This is a genomic window from Trichothermofontia sp. (assembly GCF_053493415.1).
In genome coordinates, this window is record NZ_JBRCAD010000014.1 from 1 (window position 1) to 10,554 (window position 10,554).

General features: G+C 55.5%; 11 protein-coding genes. 5 read left to right on the forward strand and 6 right to left on the reverse strand.

What is annotated here, in order from left to right:
- From ACWIUF_RS01595 to psbO, 4 genes are all read right to left on the reverse strand, one after another.
- Window positions 1–1,468: calcium-binding protein (locus ACWIUF_RS01595; protein WP_448570424.1), on the reverse strand; the 1,468-nt coding region annotated here is incomplete at its 3' end.
- 344 nt (window positions 1,469–1,812) lie between these two features.
- The gene (locus ACWIUF_RS01600; RefSeq protein WP_448570425.1) at window positions 1,813–3,591 is read right to left on the reverse strand and encodes a calcium-binding protein; all 1,779 of its coding nucleotides are present in this window, start codon (window positions 3,589–3,591) and stop codon (window positions 1,813–1,815) included.
- A 574-nt stretch (window positions 3,592–4,165) separates the two neighbouring features.
- The gene (locus ACWIUF_RS01605) at window positions 4,166–4,450 is read right to left on the reverse strand and encodes a hypothetical protein (RefSeq protein WP_448570426.1); all 285 of its coding nucleotides are present in this window, start codon (window positions 4,448–4,450) and stop codon (window positions 4,166–4,168) included.
- 104 nt (window positions 4,451–4,554) lie between these two features.
- Window positions 4,555–5,385, reverse strand: a complete 831-nt coding sequence (gene psbO, locus ACWIUF_RS01610; protein ID WP_448570427.1) for a photosystem II manganese-stabilizing polypeptide — start codon at window positions 5,383–5,385, stop codon at window positions 4,555–4,557.
- Between the two features lie 177 nt (window positions 5,386–5,562).
- Between psbO and ACWIUF_RS01615 the strand changes: the two genes are divergently transcribed.
- Entirely contained in the window at window positions 5,563–5,907 is a 345-nt protein-coding gene (locus ACWIUF_RS01615; RefSeq protein ID WP_448570428.1) for a hypothetical protein, read from the forward strand.
- Window positions 5,908–6,104: 197 nt separating this feature from the next.
- Here ACWIUF_RS01615 and ACWIUF_RS01620 read toward each other — a convergent pair whose 3' ends face one another.
- Window positions 6,105–7,373 carry a 5-(carboxyamino)imidazole ribonucleotide synthase gene (locus ACWIUF_RS01620; protein ID WP_448570429.1) on the reverse strand — a complete coding sequence of 423 codons (1,269 nt, stop codon included), beginning with the start codon at window positions 7,371–7,373 and terminating at the stop codon, window positions 6,105–6,107.
- A 180-nt stretch (window positions 7,374–7,553) separates the two neighbouring features.
- On the opposite strand from ACWIUF_RS01620, the gene ndhL reads away from it, so the two are divergent.
- From ndhL to trpA, 3 genes are all read left to right on the forward strand, one after another.
- Window positions 7,554–7,778 (forward strand): NAD(P)H-quinone oxidoreductase subunit L, encoded by a 225-nt coding sequence (ndhL, locus tag ACWIUF_RS01625; protein WP_448570430.1) that lies wholly within the window; start codon window positions 7,554–7,556, stop codon window positions 7,776–7,778.
- Window positions 7,779–7,786: 8 nt separating this feature from the next.
- A complete protein-coding gene (locus tag ACWIUF_RS01630; RefSeq protein WP_448570431.1) occupies window positions 7,787–8,104 on the forward strand; it encodes a DUF3007 family protein in 318 nt (105 codons plus the stop codon).
- A 71-nt stretch (window positions 8,105–8,175) separates the two neighbouring features.
- Window positions 8,176–8,970: a tryptophan synthase subunit alpha gene (gene trpA, locus ACWIUF_RS01635; RefSeq protein ID WP_448570432.1), complete on the forward strand. Its 795-nt coding sequence runs from the start codon at window positions 8,176–8,178 to the stop codon at window positions 8,968–8,970.
- Here the strand turns inward: trpA and ACWIUF_RS01640 are convergent.
- The gene (locus ACWIUF_RS01640; RefSeq protein ID WP_448570433.1) at window positions 8,920–9,168 is read right to left on the reverse strand and encodes a hypothetical protein; all 249 of its coding nucleotides are present in this window, start codon (window positions 9,166–9,168) and stop codon (window positions 8,920–8,922) included. The two genes, trpA and ACWIUF_RS01640, sit on opposite strands and share 51 nt — an antisense overlap.
- Before the next feature lie 342 nt (window positions 9,169–9,510).
- Between ACWIUF_RS01640 and ACWIUF_RS01645 the strand changes: the two genes are divergently transcribed.
- The coding region (locus tag ACWIUF_RS01645) for a hypothetical protein (RefSeq protein WP_448570434.1) at window positions 9,511–10,554 on the forward strand (1,044 nt) is incomplete at its 3' end.

Sequence of the window (10,554 nt, forward strand, 5' to 3'; positions counted from 1 at the left end):
AGGCCGCCACCTGGGATGGAGACAAGACATCACCCGTGACTTCAACAATCGCAGTCGTCGAGATGATATCAAGCTGCGTCAGTACAGTAGTGCCGATTTCAGTGATGGTTTCAATCACCACCGTATTGGTGGTCGTGACCAGGTTCCCTTGATCATCGCTAGCAACAATGAAACCGGTTGTGACCGTGGTTAACAGGGTTGTCCCTTCAACAGTTGAGGTCACTGCTTGGGTAATCGTCGCGACTTCAGTTCCCAGCACGACTGGCACACCGGGCGGTGCAACCACGCCAGTTAAATCCTCTTGCTGGAAGGTGAAGATGTCTACCGCACCATCAGAGAAGGGAGCCGCGGCTCCACTGGCATACATGATGTCAACGCCAGGACCACCTCGGAAGGTATCGCCACCCGGGCCACCCACCAACGTATCGTTGCCGTCACCACCGGAGAGGATATCCTCCGCCGCATCGTCGCCGCCGTAGATTAAATCATCGCCCGCGCCGCCGAACAGCATATCGTCGTCATCGCCGCCATTGATGGTATCGTTGCCTTTACCCCCCCAAATGCGATCGTTGTCCGACTCGCCATAGAGTAGGTCATCCCCGGACTCTCCATAGATCCAGTCGCTACCCTTACCACCAAAGATGGTGTCATCTGGGCCGGTGGGGCACACCTCGCAGTACTCGCCGCCATAGATGGTGTCGTTACTGTCGTTCCCATAGATCAGATCAGCACCGAGTTCGCCATCAATACGATCGTTGCCGCTACCCCCTTCGATCGTGTCGGCTCCAGATCCGCCATTGATGGAGTCGTCGCCATCATTACCCATCAGGTAATCATCGCCATTGCCGCCGCGAATGGTGTCTTTCCCATTCCCACCGCTGATCACGTCGCTACCGCCAGTCCCCAGCAGCGAGTCGTCACCGTCTTCACCATTAATAATGTCCCCCTCATCTGGGGTCGTCAGCGAAGCCATACTATTCGTTGTGTCGTTCCCAGGACCACCCCAGAGTTGATCCGCGCCGGGACCGCCGACTAAAACATCGTCGCCATCATCGCCGTAGAGCGTGTCGTTCCCAGGACCGCCATCGATGTTGTCGTTGCCTTTGCCGCCGTAGATCAGTTCAAAGGCGCTGCCGCCTCGAATTTCATCATTGCCGCGATCGCCCCGTAGGAAGGTACCCCCGGCCCGTGCTTCCGCATCCCGTCCGGTAATAACATCGTCGTCCTTGCCACCGTAGACGTAGATGCTCAGGGCGCGATTGTTATTGAATGCCGTAATGCGATCGTTGCCTTCGCCGCCAAAAATTTTGACATGGCCCGTGACATTGCCCGCGCCCAGTTCGTCATCGCCGCGCAGGCCAAATAAGTCAACCGTATTATCTGCCGGGTTGACATCATCATCAATGAGGACATAGAAGTCCGCATTATCCGTACCCAAAACCAGACCGGGTGCTCTTCTCACAGACATACTTAACTCCAGTCAGTACGAATTGATATGTAGTTGAGTCGGCATTGCCAAGTTAAACCGGGACGCTCATCGATGCAGGCGTATGGCGATCGGTCTAGTGATACTGCGGAAGCACTGCAATTGCTAACACTGCCTCCCAGACACTTCTGACAACCCATCAGCAGGCTACACGGGGGCTAGGCCCGATTCCGGAAAACAACCCCAGGAACCAGAAAAATTTTCAAGCCGATCGTCACCCGCCACCCAGATAAAAAATGGAGTATGCCACTATGACATACTCCTCCTGTCAACTGGAGTGGATATGTTTGTCCGAAGACAACGCAACTGTCTAAGCAGTACGGGAGCTACATCAAGGGAATCGTTGTATCAGCGAGAATAAAGTTACCGTCCCCAAAGTTGACTGCCGCTGATTCAAACTGCGACCGGTCAACACCGGGTAGATAAACAAAGGGAATGTCGCCGCCATTGATGACACCGTCCCCATTGGCATCCAGGAACAGGACGGGGCTAAGCGTCCCAAGACCCGCTGTGTAGTAGGCCAAAACCCCACCCGGCGTATCAAAAACATCGAATGGGTCAACTGCACTAACCATCCCTGGTGATAGCTGGATCTTGTCTTCATTGGGGATAAAGCCAATGATGGTGTCAATTTGCGGAATCAACGCCGCCACCTGGGATGGCGATAAGGAATCACCTGTGACTTCGACAATTGCAGTCGTTGAGATAATGTCAAGCTGGGTCAGGATCACCGTACCGACTTCAGTGATGGTTTCAATCACCGTCGTGTTGGTGGTTGTGAACTGATTGCCTTCCGTATCTTCAGCCACTACAAAGCCGGTTGTAACTGTGGTTAACAGGGTTGTCCCTTCAACGGTCGAGGTGACGGCTTGGGTAATTGTCGCAACTTCCGTACCCAGCACCGTTGGCGAACCTGGAGGCGCAACCGCACCGGTCAAATCTTCCGGCAGGTAGGTGAAGATGTCCACAGCCCCATCGGAGAAGGGAGCCGCTGCCCCGCTGGCATACATGATGTCAACGCCAGGGCCGCCTCGGAAGGTATCGCCACCCGGCCCCCCCACCAGCGTATCGTTGCCGAAACCACCGGAGAGGATATTGGACGCGGCATCGTTGCCCGCATAGATCAGGTCATCGCCAGCGCCACCATACAGCATGTCGTCGTCATCGCCGCCGTAGAGGGTGTCGTTGCCGTCACCGCCCCAGATGCGATCGTTGCCGGCCTCACCATAGAGCAGGTCATCCCCGGACTGACCATAGATCCAGTCGTCGCCCTTGCCGCCATAGATGGTGTCATCCGGACCGGCCCCGCATTCTTCGCAGAACTCACCGCCGTAGAGGGTGTCGTTGCTCTCGCCCCCGAAGATCAGGTCGGGGCCAAGGCCGCCATCGATCGAGTCATTGCCATCACCGCCGTAGAGGGTGTCAGCCCCAGCACCGCCGCTAATGCTGTCATCGCCCTCACCGCCATCCAGGAAGTCATTGCCATTCCCGCCCCGGATAGTGTCATCACCAGGGCCACCGTAGATGAAGTCATTGCCGCCGGTTCCGTACAGCAGGTCATTGCCGGCTTCTCCGTAGATTGTGTCGCCCTCGTCGGGAACGGTCAGCGTGGCCATGCTGTTCACGGTGTCATTGCCTTCGCCGCCGTAGATGAGGTCAGCGCCAGGACCGCCCACGATCGAGTCGTCACCCCGATCACCGTAGAGGGTGTCATTCCCAGCCCCGCCATCGATCGTGTCATTGTCCTTACCCCCGTGAATCAGTTCGGGGGCACTGCCACCGCGAATCACGTCATTGCCGCGATCGCCCCGGAGCAGGGTCGCACCAGCCCCGCCGCCATCCCGGCCCGTGATAATGTCATCACCCTTGCCACCGTAGATTTCGATGCTCAAGGCACGGTTGTTGTTGGCAGCGGTAATACGATCGTCACCTTCACCACCAAAGATGCGCACACGACCAGGGACATTACCTGCCCCCAGTTCGTCATTACCACGGAGACCAAATAAATCAACAGTATTATTGGGACCGACATCATCATTGACCAGCACGTAAAAATCAGCGTCGTCGGTGCCTAAAACCCGACCGGGTTCTCTTATAACTGTCATTCTTCCTTCACTCCATGACGTAGTTGGATGTTGCCCAGGATCTCTATTAGATCCCAGACAGAGACACTTAGCCAAAGTATCAGAGATGCATTTTTCGGATAAAGTTATCCCTAAATCGACAAAAATAATCAATTTAGTCTCTTTATAGCTTTACCAGCTCTGATATCAATGACCCTGTTGCTTCAATTTTTCTGCAACTCGTAGGTAGGCTTCACAGCCCACACTCCCAGATTCCGGAAACTAACTTCATTAATTTCGATTTTTTCTAAAAAATTAAACAGATTTTTTCAATTTTCATCTCAAAAACTGCCACTAGATTATTCGTAATATCAACTAAATTCTGGTTAGGTTTCTGGTACGGGACATAGATGATTTCCGTAGTAACTTTCCTTACATCCTCATTAGCCCTACTACTAGTCAGCGATGGATGAAAGCACCAACTCATGGAGGCTTCAGCGATTCAAGGGCACGAGGTCATCCCAACCTGATTGCCGCAGTCGATGCATTGCACTTTAGGTATTAAATATGACATTATCATTTCTAATGTCCTGAGGCTTGGAGCCTGTCGGGTGTCTCAAAGTATTTCTGGCAGGTCTTTCCGCGATCGGGCTTGGGTACGGAGATCGCGATCGAGTCTGTATCTTCTCGCTGATCGCTGTACGGGCGTGGTGCTGGGAGGCGTTACCATCAGGGAGATTGCAGACAATCCCATTGGCTCCCTAGTCCGACAATCACTCGCACAACCCTGGGCGGCGGTACATTCCATGACCCCTGAACGCTGAACCAATGCCATGCTGGACCAATGGGCAGGCTCAGTAATCACCACGATCGTCTCCGCCGTGGTACGTCGATAGTCCAATTAGGCGCTCATAAAGATAAAGGCATCCCAGCGAACTGGAATGCCCATCAGTGCTAAAAAATTAGCGGTTCAGCTATTCAGGCATAAAGACACAGGACAGGGGTCTACTTCGCCTGAACGCGACCGTAGAAAATGCCCTTCACCTTAACATCAGCTGGTTCCTTACCGCCCATGTCTGTATCCGACGGTTGCTCCGCCACAAAGGTCCCAGCAAACTCACCCGTACCACTGTTCACCTTGGCTACTTGCATTGAGATGTGGCCATCCCCGATCACAAACCGCTTGATATTTTCCTTCGTCAACTCCGACTCATCAGCCTTGGGTGGCAACGCGACGGCACTGCTATAGCCCGCCGTCAGCCCCCGTGCCTTCGGATCAAGGAAGTTAGAAGTTCGGTAGGAAGGCACTTTGTAGTCACCTTCAAAATCCGTCGATCGGCTAATTCCTTCAGCGCTGTCTGCGGCACTGGCTACCAACTGCTTCACCGTGAAGAGGAAGGGATACTGCTCACCACCGGGCAACTGCACCGTAATGGGCTGGAAGTCAAAGCCCTCTTCTTCCGTAAACGTCAGTTGACCCGCACTGTTTACACTCAGCGACCCCCGGACTTGATCCAGCGTCGTCGTGTAGCGAGTCAGCGGCTTGCCAGCCACGTAGTCTGACTGCACCCGTTTACCCGATTCTTCTTCCTTGACAAAGTAGTTCGTCGGTTCCAGGCAGAGTTCAACAATTTCGTAGGACTTACCCGGCTCCAGCGGAATCGAGCCACGCCCGGTTTCCTCTAGTTGGGGACATTTGTTTGCCAACCCCGTCCCTCGGATATCATCGTAGGTTAAAGCACCTACCGTCGTTGCTGATGCTGGCCCCTCACTGCACGCGGTAAGCACCGATAAACATAGGGCAAGAAAAGCAATAATTAAAGCGCGATACCTCATAGTTTGCCTCGATTATAGTTTGCCTCGATCAATTGCTCAGTTTGACCAGCCTGTTGGCAATCGCTGGATGGTTCTTATGAATATTGACCGATCCCCCGCTAGCTCTGCGATGCCGTGGGCGTGTCGGGTCAACTACACTATCTTACCTGCCCCGGTATCCTTCGATGAGGTTGATTCATGGATGATCCCCAAGAGACTCAATACCAAACGCTACGATCGCAGGCGGATGACCTGCTCGACCAGCTTCGTTCCCTAGCCCAAACCTATGCGGATGACCCCCAAGCCCTGCTTATCCTCCTACGCCTGATCGAACAAACCCACGCCGAGATCCGGGAAGGTCTTTTCCAAGCCGCAATCCCCAACGATCGCCATGCCTTCCAAGCCTTGATGCGGGCGATCGAGACCTCTGGCGGGTGGCCCTATATCCCCCGGATGCGCCTGCAAGCCTTCCTTGCGGCTAGCGAAGCCCAAGACGCAACATCCCCACCGATCAACCTGGATCAGGAGGGCGATCGGACCTGAACTCAGGGGGGAAAGAACCCGATACAGGCGCGGGGACGACTGAAGTCGTCATTACAAACGGCGCGGATCAGGTTGAACGGCCAAAGCCGCATTGTTCGCCGTCACGAGTTTTAACCACGATCCCCCCTTGGCCAGCAAATGCGCTGGCTACACCCCAAAATCTAAAATCTAAAATCTAAAATCTAAAATCCAAAACCCTAGGAAAGTATTTGCCAAATTGCGTTCACTGCCTGCACAATCCCCAGAGCTTCCTGCCGACGAGCAGCGGCGGACGTTTCGCTGAGCAGAACAGTCACATGGCCCAGTTTGCGACCGGGACGGGTGATCGTTTTGCCATACCAGTGCAGCTTGGCGTTGGGTAGCTGTTGCAATTGGGTGGCGATCGCAGCGTATTTGTCGGCTAAGGGTCCCTGATCCAAGGCCCCCGACTCATAACCCAGCAAGTTCACCATGACCGCACCGGCTCCCGTGAGGGCGGGGTTTCCCAAGGGTAGGCCACACACGGCCCGCAGGTGTTGCTCAAACTGGGAAGTGTGACAGGCATCGATGCTGAAATGGCCCGAATTGTGGGTCCGGGGGGCAATCTCGTTGACCAGTATCCGGTGATCCGAGGTGAGGAATAGCTCAATGCCAAAAAGACCCACGGCCTGTAGATGGGTGAGCAGACGGATGGCGATCGCTTCAATTTCGGTCACGAGATCGGTGGGCAGATCCGCCGGGGCCAAGACCCATCGACACACCTGCTGGGCCTGGTAGGTCTCGACGATCGGGAAACACACCACCTCACCCGTGTGCGATCGCGCGGCAATCACGGCTAGCTCTCGTTCAAAGGGGATAAATTCCTCCAGTAACGGCTGGGGGTGCCAGGTATTACCGGCTGACCACTGCTGCAAATGGGCGGCCAAGTCCGGTGCATCCGACACAATCATTGTTCCTTGACCGTCATAGCCATGCCGCCGCGCCTTGAGGACAAGGGGAAAAGGCTGGGGAAGATCCTGCAACAGGGCGATCGCCGCCGGATTAAGGATCGAACCCGTGCGACCGGTGTCCGTTAGGTACGTTGCCGGTGCTTCGGTTAGGGCTTGAAATTGGGGCACCGGTAAGCCAAGGCTCTGTAAACACTGCCGCTGATCATACTTGTCCAGGAGCGGCGCTAGGCTAGCCAATCCGGGCCGGAAACAGACACCGCGATCGGCTAGGCGTGCCAAGGCGGCCAAATCCACAAACTCATTCTCAAACGTAATCACCGGCACGCGATCGGCCAGTTGTCCAGTTGCCATCGCATCATCCACCGCCGCCAGCACCACCCCATCGGCCTCAGCGACCGCCGGATCACTCATCTGGGGGGTTTGCACAATCACCTTAATCCCCAGCGATCGGGCCGCCTTGGCCAACATCCAGGCCAATTGCCCGCCCCCGATAACCCCGACCGCCTGTACTGGACTATTGACTGGACTATTGACCACAGATCCACCACTTCTCCTGATTCATCACCCCTCTAGCATAGTCCCCAGCCCACGGAGGCGTTACCAGGGGCAGCGTTACCAGGGACGGTGTTGCGAGAGGCAGGGGAAAGAGTTTTGAATTTTGAATTTTGAATTTTGAATTTTGAGTAGAATACGAAAGACGTAACTCCTGGGGATGTCATGAGCGAAGCGATCGTCGTCCTTGTCCTCTATGCCGCGATCGGCGGTTTCTATCTCCTTGTCCTACCGGCCTTGACGATGGTTTATCTGAAAGAACGCTGGTATGTGGCCAGTTCGATCGAGCGGGTCCTGATGTACTTCCTCGTCTTCCTTTGCTTTCCGGGCCTGCTTTTGCTAAGTCCCTTTGTGAACCTGCGCCCTGCCCGTCGGGAAATCGGGGTTTAACCCTGCCCATGCGACGCATTGACGCGATCGGAATCACCTTCGGGGTGTTTGTAGCGGGCGGTGTCCTCTACCTGATCCTGCAAGCCACTGGACTCGACAGTATTCAGGCAGGCATCTGGACCCAAGCTGCCCTCGTAGCCGGTCTCCTCGGCTGGCTAGGGACTTACCTGTTTCGGGTATTCACCCAGCAGATGACCTATAATCAGCAACTCAAAGACTACGAAGACGCGGTTTTGCAAAAACGCCTGGAAGAATTGACCCCAGAAGAACTCGCCGCCCTAGAAGCCCAATTACAAGCCGAAGAACAGGCGGAAGAAACCCCCTAACCCGCCTTTTCCCAAATCTAAAATTCAAAATCTAAAATCCCAACGACTCCGCCTCCCGATCGCATCGCACCATGACCGCCATTTCCCAACGGTTTGCCACCCTACGGCAACAACACCAGTGTGCCCTCATCCCCTTCATTACGGCTGGGGACCCGGATCTTGATACCACCGCCCAAGCCCTGCAACGCCTCGATCGCCACGGGGCCGATATGATCGAATTGGGGGTACCCTATTCCGATCCGTTGGCGGATGGTCCAGTCATCCAAGCAGCGGCAACTCGCGCCCTGCAACGGGGGACTCGCCTTGCGCAAGTTCTGGACGTGGTGCGATCGGTCCAGCCAACCCTGACGGCGCCGATCATCCTCTTTACCTATTACAATCCCATCCTGCATCGCGGTATTGCGGATTTTTTAACCCAGGTGGCCCAAGCGGGGGTTGCGGGCCTCGTGATTCCTGATCTGCCCGTGGAAGAGGCGGAACCATTGCTCCAAGCCGCCGAAGCTTTGGGGTTAGAAATTATTTTGCTGGTTGCACCCACCAGTCCCCTTCACCGAATTCAAACGATCACGGCCAAGTCCCACGGGTTTGTTTACCTCGTAAGTGTGACAGGGGTCACGGGGATGCGATCGGGCTTGCAAACCCATGTGCAGGATTTAATCCAAACCCTGCGCCAAACCACCGATAAGCCGATCGGGGTCGGCTTCGGCATTTCCCAACCCGATCACGCCAAACAGATCCGCGACTGGGGAGCGGATGCGGTGATTGTCGGCAGTGCCTTTGTCCAACGGCTGGCCACGGGTACCCCGGCAGAGGGACTAGACGCGATCGCGGACTTTTGCCAACGGCTGAAGGCGGCGATCGTTTGAGCGGGCGGGAAGCCCTTGCAACCAACCCAGTTGTGCTTCAAACAAACCCACTTCACCCGCCACCTGCACATCAGCCAGTGATAAGGTTTGCCCATCGGGACCGTGAAGGGTCTTGAACTGCTGAATGGTGCCGGTTTTACCGTGGCGCTGACTGCCGGGACAGTGAATTCTGACCCGATCGCCAATGGCCAGTACCATGTGCTTGACCAGTACTAGAGTACTTCTTCTAGTATACGATCATTCCCCGCTTGAGGGTGGGGGTGCAAGCGGGGCTGCCAGCCGCCAGAGGGCAAGGGGCAAGATCAGGGGTAGGGGCGATTGCGATTGAAAAAGTAACAAAGTCTTAATGAAATCGAGCATCCCCAGAAACCCGTCCCAGCGATCTGCTATGGTGGAGAAATAAGCAGGTTAAATATCATAGCAGTAAGTTTTCGATTTAACTACTGCCGCTGCTAAGACTGCCAATGCCAGTCGCCAGGGCTGCACAAGTTTTCCTGGGGCGGGGGAGTGCTAGTTTTCTGATGTGAGAGGAGTCGTGTGATGAAACAGTTGAGGCCTCTTGGATTGCTGGCCGTGCTCGGCGCGATCGGGTTAGCCGCAGGGGCAGCCTATGAGCTGCTCCGACAGGCGACGCAATTTCAAGCTGCGTCTGAAACCACATCCCAACCACAAACCCCTAGCCCACGCCTCCTGAATCCCGACGGCAATAGCATACCTAACAGTGGCAGTGGTCCAATGCCCCCCCTTTTTGTACCTCGTCGGGCGGATAACGCACCTCTAACCCGCGCTTCCCTAGACATGGCACCGCCGCCCGTTCCCGAACGTCTAGTGGCAGGGGCACCGCCCCCACCGACTTCTGTTGCGGTGGCCTTTCCGGTAACGCCAGTAGCCCCTCGGCGTACCCCAGCGATCGATCTCTCGGATACCGGACAGCCCTTACCCAACCTATCAGATCTGCCAACCCACACGGACTTGCCACAGCAGGTAGCCTCTGGACCAGGAGCAGGGCCTCAGGTACGGATTCAGCGGCGCGGAGAACCTACCCCCCTCGATCAGGCCGAGTTAGCGCAGCAGATGGGCGCTCCCCTATATATTGATCCCATCCCTACCGAAACCGTTCGTCGTCAGCCGCGCTACTACCCCAGCCTCAATGCGTTAGCCCCCTCTGGCTTTGGGGCGAATCGGGGAGATGTGTTTATCGGCGGTGCCTTGGTCAACCGGGAAGTAGGCCTAGGGACTCTAGGTCCCAATGCGGTGGTGGACTCGGATCGAGGTAAGGCGGGCGGCTCGGCGGCGATCGGGTTTGGCATCGGTAACGCTCAAACATTTGTGGGCTTAGAAACAACCTATAACCTGATTTCCCTTACCCCTTCCCGCTTTGCGGAAAACGGCAGTTTTGATTTCAAGCTCCACCGTAAACTCGGCCAATTATCCTCGATCGCCATTGGCCTAGAAAATGCCATTAACTATGGTCCCGAGGCGGGAGGAACGCCGTCTTCCCTCTATGGAGCGATCAGTACCGTAATCCCCTTAAAACCGAATAATCCGGATAATCCCATGATTTTGGGGTTGTCTGTTGGGGCG

Bases quoted from the DNA above. Each gene is read 5' to 3' on its own strand.
- ACWIUF_RS01630 (WP_448570431.1), top strand. From the start codon at position 7,787: ATGCGACGCATTGACGCGATCGGAATCACCTTCGGGGTGTTTGTAGCG.
- ndhL (WP_448570430.1), top strand. From the start codon at position 7,554: ATGAGCGAAGCGATCGTCGTCCTTGTCCTCTATGCCGCGATCGGCGGT.
- trpA (WP_448570432.1), top strand. From the start codon at position 8,176: ATGACCGCCATTTCCCAACGGTTTGCCACCCTACGGCAACAACACCAG.
- ACWIUF_RS01600 (WP_448570425.1), bottom strand. From the start codon at position 3,591: ATGACAGTTATAAGAGAACCCGGTCGGGTTTTAGGCACCGACGACGCT.
- psbO (WP_448570427.1), bottom strand. From the start codon at position 5,385: ATGAGGTATCGCGCTTTAATTATTGCTTTTCTTGCCCTATGTTTATCG.
- ACWIUF_RS01615 (WP_448570428.1), top strand. From the start codon at position 5,563: ATGGATGATCCCCAAGAGACTCAATACCAAACGCTACGATCGCAGGCG.
- ACWIUF_RS01640 (WP_448570433.1), bottom strand. From the start codon at position 9,168: ATGGTACTGGCCATTGGCGATCGGGTCAGAATTCACTGTCCCGGCAGT.